18 protein-coding genes are annotated in these 21,474 nt (G+C 59.8%); 5 read left to right on the top strand and 13 right to left on the bottom strand.

Going from position 1 to position 21,474, the window contains the following annotated elements:
* Positions 1 to 337: 337 nt before the first annotated feature.
* Both EX00_RS27605 and EX00_RS27600 read right to left on the bottom strand, forming a co-directional pair.
* Positions 338 to 1,711: a PleD family two-component system response regulator gene (locus EX00_RS27605; RefSeq protein ID WP_047465046.1), complete on the bottom strand. Its 1,374-nt coding sequence runs from the start codon at positions 1,709 to 1,711 to the stop codon at positions 338 to 340.
* Between the two features lie 16 nt (positions 1,712 to 1,727).
* A complete protein-coding gene (locus EX00_RS27600; protein ID WP_028754034.1) occupies positions 1,728 to 2,099 on the bottom strand; it encodes a response regulator in 372 nt (123 codons plus the stop codon).
* Positions 2,100 to 2,230: 131 nt separating this feature from the next.
* On the opposite strand from EX00_RS27600, the gene EX00_RS27595 reads away from it, so the two are divergent.
* Positions 2,231 to 2,539: a DUF3572 domain-containing protein gene (locus EX00_RS27595; protein WP_047465045.1), complete on the top strand. Its 309-nt coding sequence runs from the start codon at positions 2,231 to 2,233 to the stop codon at positions 2,537 to 2,539.
* A gap of 2 nt (positions 2,540 to 2,541) precedes the next feature.
* Positions 2,542 to 3,189, top strand: a complete 648-nt coding sequence (locus EX00_RS27590; protein WP_047465044.1) for a hypothetical protein — start codon at positions 2,542 to 2,544, stop codon at positions 3,187 to 3,189.
* Between the two features lie 17 nt (positions 3,190 to 3,206).
* Here the strand turns inward: EX00_RS27590 and EX00_RS27585 are convergent, their stop codons facing one another.
* Positions 3,207 to 3,788: a hypothetical protein gene (locus tag EX00_RS27585; RefSeq protein ID WP_047465043.1), complete on the bottom strand. Its 582-nt coding sequence runs from the start codon at positions 3,786 to 3,788 to the stop codon at positions 3,207 to 3,209.
* A gap of 81 nt (positions 3,789 to 3,869) precedes the next feature.
* Here EX00_RS27585 and EX00_RS27580 point away from each other — a divergent pair, with 81 nt between their 5' ends.
* The gene (locus EX00_RS27580; RefSeq protein WP_047465219.1) at positions 3,870 to 5,159 is read left to right on the top strand and encodes a DNA polymerase IV; all 1,290 of its coding nucleotides are present in this window, start codon (positions 3,870 to 3,872) and stop codon (positions 5,157 to 5,159) included.
* Here the strand turns inward: EX00_RS27580 and EX00_RS27575 are convergent.
* Positions 5,129 to 6,874, bottom strand: coding sequence for a GNAT family N-acetyltransferase (locus EX00_RS27575; RefSeq protein ID WP_047465042.1), 1,746 nt, complete (start codon positions 6,872 to 6,874; stop codon positions 5,129 to 5,131). The genes EX00_RS27580 and EX00_RS27575 overlap by 31 nt on opposite strands.
* Positions 6,875 to 7,072: 198 nt before the next feature.
* Here EX00_RS27575 and EX00_RS27570 point away from each other — a divergent pair, with 198 nt between their 5' ends.
* Positions 7,073 to 8,341 carry a L,D-transpeptidase family protein gene (locus EX00_RS27570; protein WP_047465040.1) on the top strand — a complete coding sequence of 423 codons (1,269 nt, stop codon included), beginning with the start codon at positions 7,073 to 7,075 and terminating at the stop codon, positions 8,339 to 8,341.
* On the opposite strand, the gene dnaE is transcribed toward EX00_RS27570, so the two are convergent.
* Positions 8,338 to 11,835 (bottom strand): DNA polymerase III subunit alpha, encoded by a 3,498-nt coding sequence (gene dnaE / locus EX00_RS27565; protein ID WP_047465037.1) that lies wholly within the window; start codon positions 11,833 to 11,835, stop codon positions 8,338 to 8,340. The two genes, EX00_RS27570 and dnaE, sit on opposite strands and share 4 nt — an antisense overlap.
* 442 nt (positions 11,836 to 12,277) lie before the next feature.
* Here dnaE and EX00_RS27560 point away from each other — a divergent pair, with 442 nt between their 5' ends.
* Positions 12,278 to 12,745, top strand: coding sequence for a DUF5680 domain-containing protein (locus EX00_RS27560; protein WP_047465033.1), 468 nt, complete (start codon positions 12,278 to 12,280; stop codon positions 12,743 to 12,745).
* 7 nt (positions 12,746 to 12,752) lie between these two features.
* Here the strand turns inward: EX00_RS27560 and EX00_RS27555 are convergent, their stop codons facing one another.
* The 8 genes from EX00_RS27555 to nuoN form a co-directional block, all read right to left on the bottom strand.
* Positions 12,753 to 13,436 carry an ABC transporter ATP-binding protein gene (locus tag EX00_RS27555; protein ID WP_047465031.1) on the bottom strand — a complete coding sequence of 228 codons (684 nt, stop codon included), beginning with the start codon at positions 13,434 to 13,436 and terminating at the stop codon, positions 12,753 to 12,755.
* Between the two features lie 15 nt (positions 13,437 to 13,451).
* Positions 13,452 to 14,762: a lipoprotein-releasing ABC transporter permease subunit gene (locus EX00_RS27550; protein WP_047465030.1), complete on the bottom strand. Its 1,311-nt coding sequence runs from the start codon at positions 14,760 to 14,762 to the stop codon at positions 13,452 to 13,454.
* A 23-nt stretch (positions 14,763 to 14,785) separates the two neighbouring features.
* Positions 14,786 to 16,108, bottom strand: coding sequence for a proline--tRNA ligase (gene proS / locus EX00_RS27545; protein ID WP_047465027.1), 1,323 nt, complete (start codon positions 16,106 to 16,108; stop codon positions 14,786 to 14,788).
* Positions 16,109 to 16,748: 640 nt separating this feature from the next.
* A complete protein-coding gene (locus EX00_RS27540) occupies positions 16,749 to 17,027 on the bottom strand; it encodes a DUF1467 family protein (protein WP_047465025.1) in 279 nt (92 codons plus the stop codon).
* Positions 17,028 to 17,132: 105 nt separating this feature from the next.
* A complete protein-coding gene (gene mce / locus EX00_RS27535) occupies positions 17,133 to 17,537 on the bottom strand; it encodes a methylmalonyl-CoA epimerase (RefSeq protein ID WP_047465022.1) in 405 nt (134 codons plus the stop codon).
* Between the two features lie 36 nt (positions 17,538 to 17,573).
* Positions 17,574 to 19,247: a ribonuclease J gene (locus tag EX00_RS27530; RefSeq protein ID WP_047465021.1), complete on the bottom strand. Its 1,674-nt coding sequence runs from the start codon at positions 19,245 to 19,247 to the stop codon at positions 17,574 to 17,576.
* 13 nt (positions 19,248 to 19,260) lie between these two features.
* Positions 19,261 to 20,028, bottom strand: a complete 768-nt coding sequence (locus EX00_RS27525; RefSeq protein ID WP_047465019.1) for a biotin--[acetyl-CoA-carboxylase] ligase — start codon at positions 20,026 to 20,028, stop codon at positions 19,261 to 19,263.
* Positions 20,028 to 21,470 carry an NADH-quinone oxidoreductase subunit NuoN gene (nuoN, locus tag EX00_RS27520; protein ID WP_047465016.1) on the bottom strand — a complete coding sequence of 481 codons (1,443 nt, stop codon included), beginning with the start codon at positions 21,468 to 21,470 and terminating at the stop codon, positions 20,028 to 20,030. Before nuoN ends, EX00_RS27525 begins: the two co-directional genes overlap by 1 nt.
* Between the last annotated feature and the right edge of the window lie 4 nt (positions 21,471 to 21,474).

Raw genomic sequence — 21,474 nt, 5'->3', positions numbered from 1 at the left:
ATTAGCGTATACATAGCAAATTCGAACGGGAGATATTTAAGTACAATTTCATACTATGGTGACAGGCATATTATGAGTGGCGTCCTCATGGTTTTTCACCCGTTCGATTTCAGAGCCATCAAGCATATCGTGTACAATACGTTATCGGGCATTGGGTCATTGCCGGCAGCCAAGCATTTCGGTCAGATTATACAGCAATTATAACGTTTATTCTGCGGCAGAAATTAGTGTGCATATAATTGTGGAAGCATGGTTCTAAATTTTTGATTGTTGTTCAAAACCCCGAAATGCCCATGGATATTGAAGGGTACCAGATCCGGGACGGCATCATTTCGGATCAGGCGGCCGCGGCAACGACCCGATTGCGGCCTGCCTTCTTGGCTTCATAAAGGGCAAGGTCAGCCTGCTTCATCAACTGCTCGGGCGTCTCTATGGTTTCCAGGCGGGACGAAATGCCGAATGAAGCGGTGATGTTGAGCGCGGCGCCCGTTTCCCGCAGCGTGACTGGCACGGTTTCCACCGCCGCGCGCAGACGCTCGGCAACGACGGCGGCAACCTCGGGAGGCGTATCCGGCATCACCACGACGAACTCCTCGCCGCCATAACGGCAGGCCAGGTCAGCACCGCGCACGGTGGAGCGGATACGAGCGGCAAATTCCTTCAGGACTTCATCGCCCGCGTCATGGCCATGGGTATCGTTCACCAGCTTGAAGCGGTCGATGTCGGTGATCAGGATCGAGAGCGGCCGGCCCCGCGCCAGCGAGCGGTTGAACAGGATCTTCAGGTGATTGTCGAGATAGCGCCTGTTGTTGAGGCCCGTGAGCGCGTCGGTGACGGCAAGCTCGATCGTGTGCTGCATGCTGGCACGCAAACGATCATTATAACGCTTGCGGCGGATCTGCGTCAGGCTGCGAGCAACCAGCTCGTTCGGATCCAGGGGCCGGACGATATAGTCATTGACGCCGAGGTCGAGCGCCCGGACGATCATCTCGTCAGCCCCCTGCTCCGTCACCAGCAGCACCGGCAGGAAGCGCGTGCGCTCCAGCGAGCGAAGCTGTGAGCAAAGCCGCAACGGGTCGTAATCGTCGAAATTGGAGTTGACGATGACGAGCTCGAACGGCTTTTCCGCAGCCTCGAACAAGGCGGCCTGCGGATCGGAGGTTGCCGTCACCTGGGCGATCGGTTTCAGGGCGCGGATGATGCGCTCCTGTGAATTGGCCCGGCCATCGACCAGGAGGACTTGGCCAGTTTCGTCAACGCGGCCATCCCCCAGGCGCAGCAGATCCTCGATGCCGAAATTGCGGGCCGTCTCGTTGCGCATCCGCAGCTCGTCGCTCAGCGTCTTCAGGCGCAACAGGCTTTTGACGCGCGAGATAAGCTGCAGGTCGTTCACCGGCTTGGTCAGGAAATCGTCGGCACCGGCTTTCAGCCCACGCACGCGGTCGGTCGGCTGATCCAGCGCGGTGACCATGACGACGGGGATATGCGAGGTGCGCGGATCGGACTTCAACCGCTCGCAGACGTCGAAACCATCCATGCCGGGCATCATGATGTCGAGCAAGACGAGATCGACCTGCGTGCTGTCGCAGATGGCCAGCGCCTTCAAGCCATCCTCGGCGGTCAGCACCTCGAAATACTCCGCCAGCAGCCGCGCTTCGAGAAGCTTCACATTGGCGGGGATGTCGTCAACTACCAGGATGCGCGCGGTCATCGGTCTTTCCCCACGCTCAGGCGTCGCCCAGATAAGTCTTGATGGTCTCTATGAATTTCGGAACGGAGATTGGCTTCGAGACGTAGGCTTCGCAGCCGCCCTGGCGGATGCGCTCTTCGTCACCCTTCATCGCAAAGGCGGTAACCGCGATCACCGGAATGACGTGCAAATCGTCATCCTCCTTCAGCCATTTCGTCACTTCCAGCCCCGAAACTTCGGGAAGCTGGATGTCCATCAGGATCAGGTCCGGGCGGTGTTTACGAGCCAGATCAAGGGCTTCCATGCCGTTCCGCGTCTGGATCGTGGTGTAGCCTGACGCCTCGATCAGATCGCGAAAGAGCTTCATATTCAGCTCGTTGTCTTCTACAATCATCACTTGCTTAGGCATGGAGAGCTGTCCCTGCATTCGGTATTGCATCCACTTGCTGAAAATATAAGGTCGCGACAAATCGATTCCAAAAATATTTGAATCGGACATTAGCGGCATTTGGTTGAAAAATAGGTAACTTACCTCTCAAAATGCAAAGTAACTTCAAGAACTCCAAGAAGGCGGCCGCCGATCCGCAGGAGACTGCGATCGCGGTACTTGGCTGGCTCGCCAACGAGCCGGATATGTTCGGCCGCTTCCTGGCCCTGACCGGCGTCGAACCGGCACAGGTGCGCAACGCCATCAACGAACCGGCCTTTCTTGCGGGCATGCTGGATTTCCTGATGAACCACGAGCCGACCTTGCTCGCTTTCAGTGAGGCAAGCGGAATGGCGCCGGAGACTGTTATGGCTGCTGCGGCGCATTTTTCACCGCCCGGCCTCTCCTCGGGAGAATATTGACGATGGACGCTCCGATCGAACTGGATATGTCGCATGTCCGCCTGGGAGACCGGCCGCTGGTCGTCTGCGATGTCGATGATGTGGTGCTGCATTTTTTTGCGCCTTTCCTGGTCTTTCTCGATGCCGAGGGCCATGAATTCCTGCCGCGTTCTTTCCGGTTGACCGGCAATATCATTTCGAAGACCAATGGCGCGGCTCTGGAGGAAAAGGACGTCCATCGCCTGATCGAGGCTTTTTTCGAAGCGCAGGAACAGTGGCAGACGCCGCTCGACCGTGTCGTCGAGGCCCTCGGCGATTTCTCGAGGGACGCCGACGTCGTGTTCCTCACCGCCATGCCGCCGCAATTCTGGGCCCAGCGCCGCCGCCTTCTCGACCGGCTCGGCCTTGCCTATCCGCTCATCGCCTCGCTGCAGCCGAAGGGGCCGATCGTGCAGACCCTGCACGGCGCTCGCCCCCTCCCCGTCGCCTTCGTGGATGACATGGCGCATAATCTGCATTCGGTTCGCGACCATGTCGAAAGCTGCCTTCTGATCAATCTGAAGCCGGATTCGATCGTGCATCGCATGGCTCCAACCGTGGCCGCCGATATTCCCCAGACGAACGACTGGGCTGAAGCCGCGCCATTGATCCACGCCCATATCGCCCGCTGACCACAGCCGCGGCGCCATCAGAGAATGAGGCGCATCAAGGGTCGCCCATCCTTTCGTTTCGCCACTTCGGAAAATCCGGCGGCCTCGAATATGCTGAGCGAGCCGACATAGAGGCCGACGGATTTCGACTGTTTCGTCCGTTCGATCGGACAGCCTTCCAGAATACGCGCGCCGGAGGCCTTGGCGAAATTCACCGCCTCCGACAGCATGCGATGGCTATATCCCTTGCCGCGATCGCGCGAATTCATGAAGAAGCAGCTGACGGCCCAGACGGAGGCGTCTTCGGCATCGGCCGGCTCGATCGGCCGTGACACGGTTTTCGGGGAGTTCCACTGCGGCAGTTCCGAGCGCGGACCGACCTGCGCCCAGGCGACTGGCCGTTCACCGATATAGCCGAGAATGCCGAGCGACGGACCGGCGGCGACCCTCGCCTGCATGAACGCCTTTTTGGCATTGCCATCCATCGTCTTACGGTCGGATGTCGGAATGCGGAAATAGGTGCACCAGCAACCATAGCAGGCGCCGCTCGGCCCGAAGAGCGTTTCGAAATCGTTCCAGCGATCCGACGTCAGGGGCAGCACTTTCAATTCATCCAACATCCCCTCCTTTGTCGTTTTTCCGCCTTGAGACTCGCGAGCTTAGAACATAAGGTGGCGATGTTCAATTTTTGTTCTCGTTTCATGACCAGCGCGCCCGACAAAATTTCAGGTTTTTGCCGCGATTGCTTGAGCGAGCAATTGAGCGAGCGAACGCGTTGCCGTGCCTGCGGCAGTCCGCGCCTTGTGTATCACCGTGAACTCTACGACCTGACGCTGGCGCATATCGATTGCGACGCCTTTTATGCCTCCATCGAAAAGCGTGACAATCCGGAGCTGGCCGACAAGCCGGTCATTATCGGTGGCGGCAAGCGCGGTGTCGTATCCACCGCCTGCTATATCGCTCGCATCCATGGCGTCCGCTCAGCCATGCCGATGTTCAAGGCGCTGGAAGCCTGTCCGCAGGCGGTCGTCATCCGCCCCGACATGGAGAAATATGTTCGCGTCGGCCGCGAGGTGCGAACGCTGATGCAGGAGCTGACGCCGCTGGTGCAGCCGCTTTCGATCGACGAGGCATTTCTGGAGCTCGAGGGCACGCAGCGCCTGCATCATGACCCGCCGGCGCGGATCCTGGCGAAATTCGTCAAGCGCATCGAAAGCGAGATTGGCATCACCATCTCGGTCGGCCTCTCCTATTGCAAGTTCCTCGCCAAGGTGGCGTCCGATCTGCAGAAGCCGCGTGGTTTTTCAGTGATCGGGCGGGAGGAGGCACTGTCGTTTCTAGAACCCCGCCCCGTGACGACCATCTGGGGCGTCGGCAAGGCATTCGCGGCGACACTGGAAAGCAACGGCATCCGCACCATCGGCCAGTTACAGACCATGGAGGAAGGCGATCTGATGCGCCGCTATGGCGTTATCGGTCAAAGGCTTTTCCGCCTGTCGCGCGGCATCGACGACCGCACCGTGCATCTGAATGACGAAGCGAAAAGCGTATCGGCGGAAACGACCTTTTTCGACGACATTTCCCGGCACGAAGACCTCGTGCCGATCCTGCGCGATCTCTCGGAAAAAGTGTCGCGCCGCCTGAAGCGTGGCGACATCGCAGGGCACACCGTCGTGCTGAAGCTGAAATCGGCGGATTTCAAAAGCCGCACGCGCAACCGCCGCCTGGAAGACCCGACTCAGCTTGCCGACCGCATCTTTCGCACAGGCCTGCGATTGCTCGAACATGAGACCGACGGGACGAAATTCCGCCTGATCGGCATCGGCGTCACCGATCTCTGCGACGCCGCCCGCGCCGATCCACCGGATCTGATCGACGAACAGGCGACCCGCCGCGCGGCAGCCGAGGCGGCAATGGACAAGCTCAGGGAAAAATTCGGCAACAAGACCGTCGAGACCGGCTACACATTCGGCGGCAAGCGCGGAACGTGAGAGAGGGGCGGCAGCATGTCCGGCTCTTCATCGAAAAGTGCGGCGCGATTGGCGAGCGCCTGCTTGTAATCCGGCCTGATCGCAATCGCATCATCATAGCTCGCCAGTGCCTCGTCGGGGCGCCCCAGGTGGCGCAATGCGTTGCCCTTGTTATTGTGGGCGACAGCATGGTCCGGCTCCAGGGCGATGGCGCGATCATAGCGGATGACGGCGGCCTCGAAATTCCGGGTCGCGGCAAGGATATTGCCGTAGGAGCAATGGACGGCAGCGGAATCGGGACGGAGCTCCAGTGCCCGCCCGATCTCGGCCTCCGCCTCCCTGGCCTCGCCGCGCAGCAGCAGCAGTATGCTCAGCCGATGCACCGCATCGAAATCTCCGGGATTTTCGGCGATCGAAACGCGGCATTGCCTTTCCGCCTCAGCACGGTCCACGGCGCCCTGATCACCGGCTGCGGCGTCGTCGGACCAGATTGCCTGCCAGAGCGTCCGTGACGCCATGATGTCACGGTAGAGGGCCAATGCCTTGCCATGCGTGGGCTCGACGGCAAGGATCTGCCGGCAGCCGATCTCGGCATCGCTGTGATCACCGGCGGCATGCAGATCTTTGACGCGGGCAAGTACAAGCGGCAGACAATGCGGATCGAGCCGCTCGCCCAGATTCCACTCCGTTCTCGTGTCGATCCGATAGTGCTCGATGCGCCGGCTAACGGAGCCGAAAATATACTTATGGGCATAATTGCCCGCGCCGAGATCGTAGATACGAAAGCCATTCTCGATCGCCCAGCGGATCGTATAGGCGTGCAACATCAAGCCTGGGGACATATCCCGGATCGTCACGTCTCGGGCGCTGAGGAAGCAGATCAGGCTCTTCCTGGGGTGGTCAAGAAGGATAGCGGAGGCCGCGATCGGTGTCTCGTCCTGCCGCAAGATCGGCAGAAAGAGATCGGCGCCGCAATCCGGCAGAACCGACCGGGCATTGTCGAGGACGTAGTGCGCATGGCCTGGATCGCGCTGTCCCCATTGCCTCTTCCAGAGGCCCAGCAACGCCGCCAAGTCGTCCCCAGCAGTTCCACTGTCGCCATGGGTCACCCGGAGCGCCGTTGAGCTATCCAGCTTGCGCAGGCCAAGACGAACATTGCGCCGTATTCGTGGACGAAGTTTTTCGCTGAGGAAGGATTCGAAATCCGCCGGTAGCGTCACATGGAGATGGATCTCGGGGTCGACCCGGTCCGTCGCATTCTGAATGCGCGCGGGGTGCCGGACCCTGTCACCGGTAAAATCCTCGGGCGGGAAATGGTCAATGAAAAGTCCGATCCGCGCGGATGACCGATCAATACCGTCCAGATGCAGGCTGCGCCAATGAAAGCTGCGGATGTGCTCCGCAAAAGCCAGGGCCGATGCGTCAGCATGGGCCGCATCACAAAGAATGCCGGTATAGGGAGCGAAGTAGGAACCGCCCATGGCGATGATATTATAGAAGCCCTTGCCTCGATCGAGGCCAGTGCCGAGCTGGATCGGGAAGAAAGCGACATAGGTGTCGTCAGCCTCCTCCTTCGCCGCCAGCACGAACCAGGGCAAGTTGCGTGAAGAAAACCAGCTCGATATCCAGGTCCAGGACAAAAAGCTGTGTGCTTCCGGGTCGATCTCATAGATCCGATCCCAGTTGCCTTTCAACGCTTGCAGATCTTCCAGCGTTTCGATCACGTCCACTTGCATGTCGAACCCCCATCCGGCTCCACATTCTGTAATTTAAGAATTACATAAAACACATCTTGCCGCAATTGCGCTGATTGGGCAGGTCTTTTCGTGGTGAATCGTCGAAAAAGCATTTCGAATAGGCGGCTTGTCTTCAAGTCTTCCTTAAACTTCGAAGTCTAGTCTGCACCAATACGAGTATTGCGTTTTGGTATGTGTATGAAGCGGCGTTTTCTTTTCGGACTTGGCCTGTTATCGGCCACAGCCCTCGTTTACCCTGCCCTTGCGGCGGACGACGTCCGCACGTTGCAGATCGTCGTGTCGAAGGATCGGCAGTCGCTGGCCGTCTATGACGGCGACAAGGTGGTGGCGACGTCGAAGGTTTCGACCGGCAAGCGTGGCCACACGACACCGAGCGGCATCTTCTCCATTCTGGAGAAGGAGGTCTATCACGAGTCCAACCTCTATTCGAACTCGCCGATGCCCTTCATGCAGCGGCTGACATGGTCCGGTATCGCGCTGCACGAATCCAATTCAGTGCCGAATTATCCCGCATCACATGGCTGCGTGCGCATGCCCAGGGCTTTTGCCAAGATGCTCTACCAGATGACCGAGCGCGGCGTGCATGTCGTCATCGCCGACCATCCGCTGGTGCCGCAGCCTTTCGAACATGCCATGTTGTTCCAGCCCGAGGCCGCACCCGCTTCCGTGCTGTTCTCCGATCTCGAGCTGCGCCCGACGACAGCTGTCTTCATCCCACAGGCGAAACCGGTGCAGGTCGCCACGACCGATACAGCCGCCTTGCCGATCCCGCCGGCCGCACGGGCAGCGCAGCCGGTCGCTCAAGCTCCACTGAGCATCCTGATGACCCGCCGGGGACTGCGCGAAAACGTTCGCGATCTACAGGGTCTGTTGAACGACATGGGCTTTGCGACCGGCACGCCTGACGGCTTGCTTGGACCGGCGACCGTGCAGGCGATCGGGGACTTCAAGAAGGCGCACGACATCATGACATCGGGCAGCCTTGTCAGCCCGGCGCTGATGAAGGCGGTCTATGCCGCCGCCGGCAAGGGCGAGCCGCCGAACGGCACCATCATGGTTCGCCAGAATTTCAAGCCGCTGTTCGAGGCGCCCGCGATCATTACGGATCCGCAGGAAGCGCTCGGCACGCATTTCTTCACTGCAAATGCGATCGACAGGATCAACGGCAAGGCGGACTGGTTCGGCGTGACGCTGGAGGACGATCTCTCCAAGGCTACAAAAAAACGGCTTGGTATCACCAGTGAAGAGCAGGCGCAATCGCTCGACGCCGCCGACCGCGCGCTGAACCGCATTACCATACAGGACGACATCAGGCGCGAGATCGGCGACCTGCTGACCGCAGGGTCGTCGCTGACGATTTCCGACACCGGCGTAGGCCCTGAAACCGGCAACGGCACCGATTTCATCACCATCACCAATAGCGGCGCGCTGGGGAAAAAGGGCTAGACCAGCTCCACATCGATGACGCCGGGTGCCGTGCGCAGCGCGGCCGCGATCTCCGGCGTGATGCGGTATTTGTCTTGCAGCACCACCTCGACTTCGCGCTTACCCTCCTCCTTGATGACGATGAAGGAGACCAAGCCATCGCCCTTGGCGTTGAGATGCGCCGCCACCGCCTTCAGCGGGCCGGAATCGCGCACGTAAACGCGCAGCGCCTTCTGCATCTGCAGCGACTTTTCTTCCAGCGACTGGGCCGTCTGCAGCCGCAGGCTGATGCCTTCCGGCCGTTCGTCGGCCTGGGCCGTTATGACGAAGGATTTACCCACTTCGAGAACGTCGCGATATTGATTGAGCACTTCTGAGAACAGTACCGCTTCAAACTGGCCCGAAGCGTCGGAGAAGACGAAGATGCCCATCTTGTTGCCGGTGCGCGTCTTGCGTTCCTGTTTGGAGATGACCGTGCCAGCCAGACGGCCATTGCTGGCCCCCTGCTTCACCGCCGCCGAGAAGTCGGCAAAGTTCTGCACGCGCATCTTGTCCAGCACGCTCTTGTAGGTGTCGAGCGGATGGGCCGTCAGATAGAAGCCAAGAACCTGGAATTCGCGCAGCAGCCGTTCCGAGGCGAGCCAGGGTGTGAACGGCGAAAACGAGATCTTCTCAGGCCCCGAAGCGGCACTTCCGAACATATCGTGCTGGCCGCTGCGCTTGTTTTCCTGCGCAACCTGCGCATAACCCATGATCCGGTCGATCCCGCCGATCAGTTGCGCGCGGTCGATCTCGAAACAATCGAAGGCGCCGGCGGAAATCAGGCTTTCCAGCACACGGCGGTTGATCTGCTTCGGATCGATGCGCAGGCAGAAATCCTCGATACCGGCGAAAGGCTGGTCGCCGCGGACTTCGACAATATGGTCGACGGCGGATTCGCCGACACCCTTGAGGGCGGCCAAGGCGTAATAGATGCGGTTCTCGCCCGTCTCGAAACGGCGGAACGAGGTCTGGATCGACGGCGCGATGACTTCGATACCGAGACGCTTGGCATCCTGGCGGAAGTCGTTGACCTTTTCGGTGTTCGCCATATCGAGCGTCATCGACGCCGCGAGGAACTCCACCGGATAATGCGCCTTCATATAGGCTGTCTGATAGGAGACGATGGCATAGGCGGCGGCGTGCGATTTGTTGAAGCCGTAATTGGCGAACTTGGCCAGCAGATCGAAAATGACGTCCGATTGGCCCTTCGACACACCGTTCTTGACTGCGCCGTCGACGAAACGCTCGCGCTGCTGGTCCATTTCCGCCTTGATCTTCTTACCCATGGCGCGGCGCAGAAGATCGGCCTCGCCGAGCGAATAACCAGAGAGCACCTGGGCGACCTGCATCACCTGCTCCTGGTAGACGATGACGCCCTGGGTTTCCTTCAGAAGGTAGTCGATGGTCGGATGGATCGATTCGATCTCTTCCTCACCATGCTTGCGGGCATTGTAAACCGGGATGTTCTCCATCGGACCGGGACGATAGAGCGCCACGAGCGCGATGATATCCTCGATGCAGTCCGGGCGCATGCCGATCAGCGCCTTGCGCATGCCCGCACTTTCCACCTGGAACACGCCGACCGTCTCGCCGCGCGAGAGCATGTCGTAGGTCTTCTTGTCATCGAGCGGGATACCGGCGAGATCGATGCTGATGCCGCGCTTGGCGACGAAATCGACAGCTGTCTTCAGGACCGTGAGCGTCTTCAGGCCGAGAAAGTCGAACTTCACCAGGCCGGCCTGCTCGACCCATTTCATATTGAACTGGGTGACCGGCATGTCGGAACGCGGATCGCGATACATCGGCACCAGCTTCGACAGCGGCCGATCGCCAATAACGATGCCGGCGGCGTGTGTCGAGGCGTGGCGATAGAGGCCCTCGATCTTCTGGGCGATGTCGAGCAGGCGGGCGACGACCGGTTCCTTGTCAGCCTCCTCCTGCAGACGCGGCTCTTCCTTGATCGCCTGGTGCAGAGGTGTCGGACTGGCGGGGTTGTTCGGCACCAGCTTGCAGATCTTGTCGACCTGGCCATAGGGCATTTCCAGCACGCGACCGACGTCGCGAAGGGCGGCGCGCGCCTGCAACGACCCGAAGGTGATGATCTGCGCCACCTGCTCGCGGCCATATTTGGCCTGGACATAGCGGATCACCTCTTCACGGCGATCCTGGCAGAAGTCGATGTCAAAGTCCGGCATCGACACGCGCGATGGGTTGAGGAAGCGCTCGAACAGCAGCGAGAAGCGCAAGGGATCGACGTCCGTAATCGTCAGAGCATAAGCAACCAGCGATCCCGCGCCCGAACCACGGCCCGGCCCGACCGGAATATCGTGCCGCTTGGCCCATTTGATGAAGTCCGCAACGATCAGAAAGTAGCCGGGGAATTTCATGCCCTCGATAACGCTGAGCTCGAATTCCAGCCGCTCCCGATAATCCTTTTCCACATAGCCCGGCGCCATGCCGAGCGAGGCGAGACGCTGATCCAGACCCTCAACCGCCTGTGCGCGCAACTCCGCCGATTCGGCGCGATCGGCCTCCTCCTCATTGTCGGTGGCGCCGGTGAAGCGCGGCAGGATCGGCTTGCGGGTCTTCAGAACGAAAGAACAGCGCCGCGCAATCTCGACGGTATTTTCCAGAGCCTCCGGCAGATTGGCAAACAGCTTCGCCATATCGGCGCGGCTCTTCAGATAATGATCCGGCGTCAGGCGGAACCGGGTGTCGTCCGAAACGATGGCGTTGTGAGCAACGGCCATCAGCGCGTCATGGGCATCGTAATCGTCACGGGTCGGGAAGAAGGCCTCGTTGGTGGCGACCAGCGGCAGCTCATGCTCATAGGCGAGCGCGATCATCCTCTGTTCGTGGCGACGGTCATAGGTACCGTGACGCTGCAGCTCGACATAAAGCCGGTCGCCGAACAAGCGCTTGAGTGCCAGAAGCCGTGACAACGCCAGGGGCGCATGCCCCTCCTTCAGCGCCATGTCGACCGGACCGCCGAGCGATCCCGTCAGCGCAATCATGCCCTCCGTGCCGATCTCCTCCAACCAGGAGGCGGTGACATGGACAGCCTGATTGCCTTCGCCACCGAGATAAGCGCGGCTGACAAGGTCAACCAGCCGCTCATAACCGCGATCAGTGGCGGCAAGCAATACGATAGACGGCAGTTTGGCCAAGGCCTGCTGCGGGCCTCGCTTCTCGCCCTCGACACCATCCTCCATATCGATCGACACCTGGCAGCCGATGATCGGCTGCAAGCCCTCATCCATTGCCTTCTGGGAGAACTCCAGCGCGACGAAAAGATTGTTAGTGTCGGTGACTGCGATGGCCGGCTGATTGTCGCCGACCGCCTTGGCAAGGATCTTCTTCAGGGGCAATGCGCCCTCGAGCAGCGAATAGGCGGAATGGACGCGAAGATGTACGAATTCCGGCGTGTCACCGACCGGTGCGCTCGTCGCGCCGCTGCTCGCCATATCCGCCATTTTATGCCCTTCCGCATGCCCAAATGAATCGGCTGCATTGTCGGCATAGCGGACGGTAAAGTCCAGAAGCTATCCTCATGAATCACGGGCGCATCGCAACACCCGTGGGGATAAATCTCACATCGCCATCATGATCAGGGAAAAGCTGGCGACGAACATCACGATGGAGGTGAATGCTGCAACGTCTCGAATGATATCGGTCATTTACGCGCTCCTTACTCGTTATGTTTCTTATTTGTTCTATTTTTGTTCGAGAGTCAATAGGTGCATCAATAAATTTCATCGTCAGTATTTTTGAGCGCGACTGGGCATGGAATAGCAGGCGGACCAAATCGGGAGTGATGCGGCGCACCCGGTCATGGCTTCCATTTGTTCACTATACGTTCTTTACAAACCATGGCTCGCATGACATGCTGATCGCTCACCATGAATGGAGAGAACCGTGCCGGATCTTGCCGAGCTGAATGATTTCATTGTCACGGCGAAGGCCGAAACCTATGTCGGCGATGGCGAGAGACTGCCGTCCTGCCGCAGCGGCTCGCATGACATCGGCTATACCCGCGGCCGCTGGCGCTATCTCGACAGCTATTTCGGCGGCACGGATTTCGCCGGACAGGAACTGATCTGGCTTGACGACGAGCCGGTCTGGGTGATGAATTATTTCGGGCGCATTGTCGAACGCGATCTGATCAACGGGACAGTCGCGGGGATGATCATCAAGGCGTCGCTGCTGCGGCTCTACCTCGATGAGAAACGCTTTCTAGGCGGCTTCGAATTCGACCATCCGCTCGGCCGCTATGTCGACCGCAGCACCGGTGGCTGCGATCACTTCATCGGCCACGAAGTCATCCTTGTGAACGAGCGCAAGGCTTACGAGCTGGATTATCGCGGTGGGCTGATCGTCCCGTGACGGACGATCAGAACTCCACAACCTTGCCGTCATTGATGGTAACGCGACGGTCCATGCGCGCCGCAAGGTCGTGATTATGCGTGGCGATCAGCGCCGCGAGGCCCGACTGCCGCACCAACGCCTCGAGCGCATCGAAGACGTAATGCGCGGTTTCGGGATCGAGATTGCCGGTCGGCTCATCGGCCAGCAGCACCAGCGGTGCATTGGCAACGGCGCGGGCGATGGCGACACGCTGCTGTTCACCGCCGGAAAGTTCGGTCGGGCGGTGATCGGCGCGGTGTCCGATGCGCATATAGTCGAGAAGCTGGGCGGCGCGAACGCTCGCCTCCTTCCGCGACAGGCCGGAAATCAGCTGCGGCATCATGATATTTTCAAGCGCCGAAAACTCCGGCAGCAAATGATGGAACTGATAGACGAAACCGATCTCGCTGCGGCGGACCGCCGTGCGCTTTTCATCCGACAGTCCTTCGCAGGCATGGCCGTTGATCGTCACCTCCCCGGCGTCGGGATGTTCCAGCAGGCCGGCGACATGTAGGAGCGTCGACTTGCCCGTCCCCGACGGCGCGACCAGGGCGACGATCTCGCCGCTGTGCAGGGCGAAGTCGGCGCTCTTCAGGATCGACAGCCGGGTTTCGCCCTGCCCGTAATGACGCTCCACGCCCGAGAGCTGGAGAACGACGTTGCGTTTCATCAAATGTGGAATTCCTTATTCGTACCGTAGCGCCTGCACCGGATCGAGCCGTGAGGCGCGCCAGGCCGGGAAGATCGTGGCGAGGAAGGACAGCGTCAGCGCCATCACGACCACGGAAATGGTCTCGCTCAAATTCATCTCCGCCGGCAGCTTGCTGAGGAAGTAGACTTCCGGATTGAAGATCACCGTACCCGATATCCAGGAGAAGAACTGGCGGATGGACTCGATGTTGAGGCAAACGAAAACGCCAAGAGCGACGCCGGCAAGCGTGCCGACAACGCCGATCGCCGCCCCCGTCATGAAGAAGATGCGCATGATCGCCCCCGATGTCGCACCCATGGTGCGCAGGATGGCGATATCGCTTCCCTTGTCCTTCACCAGCATGATCAGGCCTGAAATGATGTTGAGCGCCGCGACGATGACGATCAGCGTCAGGATCATGAACATGGTGTTGCGCTCGACCTGCAGCGCCGAGAAGAAGGTTTCGTTGACCTGACGCCAGTCGGTCAGAAAGACCTGCCTGCCCGCAACCGCCTCAATCTTCGGCCTGATTGCGTCGACATCGTCAGGATTGCTGACGAAAAGCTCTATCTTCTCGACGATCCCCTCGGCATTGAAAAAGAGCTGCGCTTCCTCAAGCGGCATGAAGACCACGGAGGAATCATATTGCGACATCCCCACTTCGAAGAGGCCGGATATGGTATAGGCCTTGACGCGCGGATTGACCCCGAAAGGCGTGACGTCGCCGTCTGGCGCGGTGAGCGTGATCTGATCGCCAACGGCCAGACCCAGTTGCCGTGCCAGGCGCGAGCCGACCATGACGCCCTGGCCGGCGGCAAAGCCAACCATGTCGCCTTCGACGATATGGTCCGAGACAGTCTTGAGCTTCGTCAGGTCCTCGGAGCGGATGCCGCGCACGAGCGCGCCCGTGCCGGAACCGCCGCGACCGGAGGCGAGCGTCTCGCCCTCGACCAATGGCAAGGCCATGGTAACGCCTGGAACGGTCATGAATTTCTGCGCCAGCGCGGCATAGTCATTCAGCGGCGAATCGACAGGCTGGACAACGACATGGCCGTTGAAACCAAGAATTTGCTTGAAAAGCTCGGCGCGAAAACCGTTCATCACGGCCATGACGATGATCAGCGCCGCGACGCCGAGCATGATGCCAACCAGCGAGAAGCCGGCGATGACCGAAATCGATGCCTCCTTGCGCCGGGAGCGCAGGTAGCGCCAGGCAACGAGCCGCTCGAAACCGGAGAATGGACGCGATGACGGACCAGTCGTGAAAGACTTTTCCTGCTGCTCGACTGCCGCGGTTACCGCCATTCGCTTCTCATCCTATTGCTGTATCAGCCTGCCAGTTTATTGATCGCCGCTTCGACGGTCATCGTCTCGCGGGCGCCAGTCTTGCGGTCCTTGACTTCCACCTCGCCGCTCGCGATCGAACGCGGTCCGACGATGATCTGCACGGGCACACCGATCAGATCTGCCGTCGCAAACTTCGTTCCAGCGCGATCGTCCCGATCGTCGAGCAGGACATCCTTGCCGGCCTTGGACAACGTTGCGTAGATCGTCTCGCAAGCGGCGTCGCAGGCCTGATCACCGGACTTCATGTTGATCACGACGACATCAAAGGGCGCGACCGAGGCCGGCCAGATGATTCCGTTCTCGTCATGCGATGCTTCGATGATGGCGGGAACAAGGCGTGTCGGGCCAATACCGTAAGATCCCATGTGGACGGCATGCTCCTTGCCGTCGGGACCCTGCACTTTCGCACCCATCGGCTCGGAATATTTCGTGCCGAAATAGAAGATATGACCGACTTCGATGCCACGGGCCGACAGGCGCTCGCCTTCAGGGATAGCGTTGAAGGCCGCCTCGTCGTGCATTTCGGAGGTTGCCGCGTAAAGCGACGTCCACTTGTCGAAGATCCCCTTCAGACCGGCGGCATCATCAAAATTGGTGTCTTCCGGCGGAATATCGAAATTGACGAAATCCTTGTGGCAGAAAACTTCGGATTCGCCGGTATCGGCGAGAATGATGAACTCATGGCTAAGATCGCCGCCGATCGGCCCGGTGTCGGCGCGCATCGGAATTGCCCTCAGACCAAGGCGATCGAAGGTGCGCAGGTAGGCCGCAAACATCTTGTTGTAGGCCACCACGGCGCCTTCCTGCGTCAGATCGAAGGAATAGGCATCCTTCATCATGAATTCGCGCGAGCGCATGGTGCCGAAGCGCGGACGGATCTCGTCGCGGAACTTCAGCTGGATATGGTAGAGGTTCAGCGGCAGATCCTTGTAGGACTTGACGTAGGAACGGAAGATGTCGGTGACCATCTCCTCGTTGGTCGGGCCGTAAAGCATCGGCCGATCCTGGCGGTCCTTGATGCGAAGCATCTCCTTGCCATAGGCGTCGTAACGGCCGCTTTCCTGCCAGAGCTCAGCCGACTGCAATGTCGGCATCGACAGCTCGATGGCGCCGGAACGGTTCTGTTCCTCGCGAATGATCTTGTTGACCTTGTCGAGAACGCGCTTACCCAACGGCAACCAGGAATAGATGCCTTGCGACTGCTGACGGATCATGCCGGCGCGCAGCATCAACCGGTGGGAAACGATTTCCGCCTCCTTGGGATTTTCCTTCAGGATGGGCATGAAGTAACGAGACAGGCGCATGGGTTGATTCCAGATGGTTTGACGTTCCGCATCCGGCGGAATCGTTAAAAAATTGACTGCTGGAGGCAGTTCATAACTGCTTCGGGGCAGGAAGGAAACCCGCATTTGCAAGGCGCGAATCCGGCGAACACCCGCAAATGCCGGGCGCCATCAAGCACTTTTGCGAATTCAAAAAAATGCATGTTTATAAGGATTTGTGGCGAGAAACTGTCAACAGAAAAATTCTGCGCGACTGTAACAAAAAAGCAAAAAAACAGATGACAAAGCTCATTCTTTGAGCTAATTTTAGCTCACAAAAGAGGCAAGGAGGCTAAATTCTTGTCGTTTCGCGGTCAAGTCTTGGGAGGATCAGATCTTAGGCGCGCTCGTCGCTGCCCCGGCAACGGATAAGGATCACGCGATACTTAAAAACAAGGCTTACCGCCTTGTTTTTTTTTGCTTTCCCGGCTCAAGCAGCCACCCGGTTTCCTCAAAAATCGAGCTTTGAAACGCCCCTCGGCCGCAACCAGTCGGCCTGATGGGACGCCCATTGTCGCGCAGCCTCTTTGCCTCAACCAGATGACGAGGGTATGACGGTTTCCGGGCTATTCAGTGACATATGATGTCCGGTGATGTCCGAAAGAATTTCCGGAGACGAGCATCAGCCATCGTAGCGTGGAATGATCGGTGGAATAGAGTTGAAGCCGAAGCCGAAATAGTGGGCGCTGACATACCACGCGCCGTAGATCACGGCGGATACCAGCGTCGTGATCAGCACCACCCGCCAGCCGCGAAATTTCGTCGGGGCACTTTCGACCGTGCCGAGGATGACGTGATTGTCCTCGGCCTGCGTGCGCAGGCCAAACGGCAGGACGGCGAAAAGCGTGATCCACCAGACAACGAAATAGACGGCGCAAGTCGAGAAAATCTGCTGGGCCATATGCTCCCTCAAGACAGGCTAAAATCAGCCTGTCTCCTCCTCATCCACAAACAGTCTATAGAGCCAAAGCCGGCGCGTTTCAAAGCGCGGCCCAGCGCCCTAATGTCACACTTGCTCGAGCTCGATGAGCGTCCCGAAGAAATCCTTGGGGTGCAGGAAGAGCACCGGCTTGCCATGGGCGCCGATCATGGGCTCGCCATCGCCCAGCACCCGCGCGCCGCCCGCGATCAGGCGATCACGCGCCGCCAGGATATCGTCCACCTCGTAGCAGATGTGATGCATGCCGCCAGTTGGATGCTTGGCCAGGAATTTCAACAGCGGAGAGGCATCGCCAAGCGGCTCCACGAGCTCGACCTTGCTGTTCGGCAACTCGACGAAAACGACGGTGACCCCATGCTCCGGCAAGGACTGCGGCTCGGTTACCTTTGCGTCCAACGTCTCGCGATAGGTGGCGGCGGCGGCGGTGATATCAGGAACGGCAATCGCAATATGATTGATGCGTCCGAGCATGGCTGTTCTCTCTTCCTTGATCGGATCGAAACGTGGTCAGCCCGCCATGCGCGTGACGAAGACAGTCACGACAGGCTTCTTGCCCCAGCCTTGGTTAGCGGCGGAGCGCACCGCGCGGCGCGCGGCTTCCTGCAGCATGTCGATATCCTTGCGACGTGCGCGGGGAATACTCTCAATGGCGCTGACGACGGCGTCGAAAAGCGTATCTTCCATCTCCTCACCCTCATCGTCATAGGCCGGCAGGCCGATCGCGACGAGATCCGGATCGCCGACGATGTCGTAGCGGGCATCGAGCACGACGTTGACGGCGACATGGCCGACATAGGAGAGCTTCTTGCGCTCGCCGATGCCCATCTCGTCGAAATCGCCGATCAGTATGCCGTCCTTGAAGATACGACCATGCGGTGCCTGGCCGATCACTTCGACAGAACCGGGCGCCAGCCGCAATATGTCGCCGTTGCGAACCTTGGGCACGATGGCGATGCCGGATTGCTCGGCCAGCTCTTTATGCGCCGCCAGATGCGTCGGCTCGCCATGCACCGGTACGACGACCTTCGGCCGCGTCCATTCGTACATTTTCTGCAGCTCGTTACGGCGTGGGTGGCCGGATACGTGGACGAGCGCTTCCGCGTCCGTCACCACATGCACGCCCTGTTCGGTAAGGCCGTTCTTGATATCCTGGATCGCCTTCTCGTTGCCGGGAATGGCGCGCGAGGAAAAGACGACGATATCGCCGGCGGCGAGCGCGACATGGCGCATCTCATCGCGTGAGAGCTTGGCAAGGGCGGCGCGGGGCTCGCCCTGGCTGCCTGTCAGGATGATAACGACCTTGTCGCGTGGGATATAGCCATACTCATCCTCGGCGATGAACGGCTTGAGGCCTTCCATGATGCCGATATCGCGGGAGACGTCGACCACGCGCTTCAACGAACTGCCGAGCAACAAAATCTCGCGGCCCGCAGCTTCGGCGGCCTCGGCAATGGTGCGAATGCGGCCGACATTCGAGGAGAAAGTGGTGATCGCCACCCTGCCCTCGGCATTCTCGATGATCTTGCGCAGGCTTGCGGAAACATCCTTTTCCGACGGCGACACGCCATCACGGAGCGCATTGGTGGAATCGCACATCAGCGCCAGCACGCCCTCGTCGCCAAGCTGGCGGAAGCGTGCTTCGTCAGTCAGCGGCCCGAGCGACGGCTCGTGGTCGATCTTCCAGTCACCGGTATGGATGACATTGCCGACCGGTGTGCGGATCATCAGCGACATCGGCTCGGGGATGGAGTGGTTGACGGCGACGCCTTCGATGCTGAAAGGGCCGACATTGATGCGGTCACCGGCCTTGAACGGGGTGATCGGGATCTGGCCCATCGTCTTTTCATAATCGCGCTTGGCTTCCAGCAGACCGGCGGTAAAGCCCGAGGCATAGACGGGGACGTTCAGGCCCGGCCAGAGATCGCTCAGAGCACCGTAGTGATCCTCATGCGCATGCGTGATGATGATGCCCTTGAGGTTCTTGCGTTCCTTGGCGAGGAAGCGGATGTCGGGGAGCACGAGATCGACGCCCGGCAGGTCCGGCCCCGGAAAGGTGACACCGCAATCGACCATGATCCACTGGCGATGTTCCGGCGGACCATAGCCGTAAAGGGCGAGGTTCATGCCGATCTCGCCGACGCCGCCGAGAGGCAGAAACACCAGTTCGTCTTGCTTCGCCATATCTATCTTTTACCTACGATCTGAAAAAAACGTCGCCCGCCGCGATCGGCAAAACCTTGCCGCCGCCGGCGTCGAGCATCAACAAGCCATTATCATCAATTCCGGCAAAATGCCCGGAAATCGAACGATCCGGCAGATTCACTGTGATCTTTTCACCAACACCGCAAGCAACGTCGCGCCAGCGCGCCGTTATCTCGCGAACACCCTTGCCGCTGTTCCAGGCGGCCAGCGCCTCGGCCATTGAGGCATAGAGATGTGCAAACAATTCTTCCGGCGACACCATCGAACCCTGCTCGCGCAGGCAGGTGACCGGATACATCGGATTGTCGGGCATGACGGCGACATTGATGCCAATGCCGATCACCAATGCATAGCGTCCGTCCGGGAGAGCCTCGCCCTCGATCAGGATGCCACAGGTCTTCTTGCGACCAATCAGGATGTCGTTCGGCCATTTGACCTCGACGGGCTCCGCCGCCAGGGGCAGCACGCCGCGCACCGCCTGGTGCACACCGACAGCGACAGCCAGGGGCAGCGAGCCTAGGCGGTCCATGGGGGCGGGATCGATCAGAAGAAGGGAAGCGTAGAGATTACCGGGTTCGGACACCCAAGGACGTCCACGGCGTCCGCGGCCACCCGTCTGGCGGGCTGCCGTTACCCAGAGATTTCCGGCGTCACCAGCCCGCGCGCGCTCCAGGCATTCGCTATTGGTGGACGCAGTCTCTGAGAGGGCATCATGCCGGAAGTCGGCGAGCGACTTCCGGCTATTCATGTCAGACGCCATCAAAACAGCGTCGCGGCGGCAAGGTCGGCAGCACCACCGATAGCGCCGCCAAAGAAGATGTAGGTGATAACGAAGAGACCCGAGAGGCCGAAGACCAGACGTAGCGAACCGTCCGTGCGGACGAACTCGTCCTTGGCTTCATCGAACCACATCAGCTTGATGACGCGCAGATAGTAGTAGGCGCCGACGACCGAGGAGAGAACGCCGATAATAGCAAGCGCATAGAGATGGGCCTGGATGGCAGCAACGAAGACGAAGTACTTCCCGAAGAAGCCTGCCAGCGGCGGGATGCCTGCCAGCGAGAACATCAGCGCCGTTAGCACGGTTGCCATGAACGGGTTGGTTGTCGAAAGGCCGGCGAGATCATCGACATTCTCGACCTGACGGCCGTCCTTGCGGCGCATCGCCATGATGATGGCGAAGACGCCAAGGGTCATGACCATGTAGATGACCATATAGAGCATGACGCCGGAGACGCCGGTCTGGTTGCCGGCCGCGAGGCCGACCAGCGCATAGCCCATGTGACCGATGGACGAATAGGCCATCAGTCGCTTGAAGTTGCGCTGACCGATCGCCGCGAAAGCGCCAAGCACCATCGAGGCAATCGAGATGAAGACGATGATCTGCTGCCAATCAGCAAGCACCGGCTGGAAGGCGGTGATGACGAGACGGACCAAGATCGCCATGGCCGCGACCTTCGGAGCGGCCGCGAAGAAGGCGGTGACCGGGGTCGGAGCACCTTCATAGACGTCCGGCGTCCACATATGGAACGGCACGGCGGAGATCTTGAAGGCCAGACCGGCAAGGACGAAGACCAAACCGAAGACAAGGCCGAGAGAACGGGTTTCGGAGCTCAGCGCCGTGGCGATCGCATCGAAGGTCGTATGGCCGGTGAATCCGTAGACCAGCGACATGCCATAGAGCAGCATGCCCGAGGACAACGCGCCGAGCACGAAATACTTCAGGCCGGCTTCCGTCGACTTGAGGTTGTCGCGGTTGATGGCGGCAACGACGTAGAGCGCCAGTGACTGCAGTTCCAGCGACAGGTAGAGCGAGATCAGGTCGTGCGCCGAGATCATCAGCAGAATGCCGAGGGTCGCCAGCAGGAGGAGCACCGGGAACTCGAAGCGATCGAGCTGCTGCTCGCGCGCCTGCCCCATGCTCATGAACATGGCGACGATCGAGCCGACCAGCGCGACGATCTTCATGAAGCGCGAGAAGCCGTCGGCGAGATAGGCACCGCCGTAGGCCAGGCCCTCGCCCGGCACGAAGATGATCCAGAGACCGGCCACCGCGAGAACCGCGATGGCAAGGCCGGTAACCGTGGGACCAGACCGTTCGCCTGAGAAGACGCCGATCATGAGCAGCACAAGTGCACCGACCGCGAGGATGAGCTCGGGGATGGAAAGATGCAGGCTTGCAAGAATTGTGTCAGCAGTCATGTCG

Source organism: Martinezella rhizogenes (assembly GCF_000799715.1).
GTDB classification, from domain to species: Bacteria; Pseudomonadota; Alphaproteobacteria; order Rhizobiales; family Rhizobiaceae; genus Rhizobium; species Rhizobium rhizogenes_C.
The sequence above is the reverse complement of the archived record's forward strand: the minus strand, read 5'-3'. Positions and strand labels throughout refer to the sequence as shown.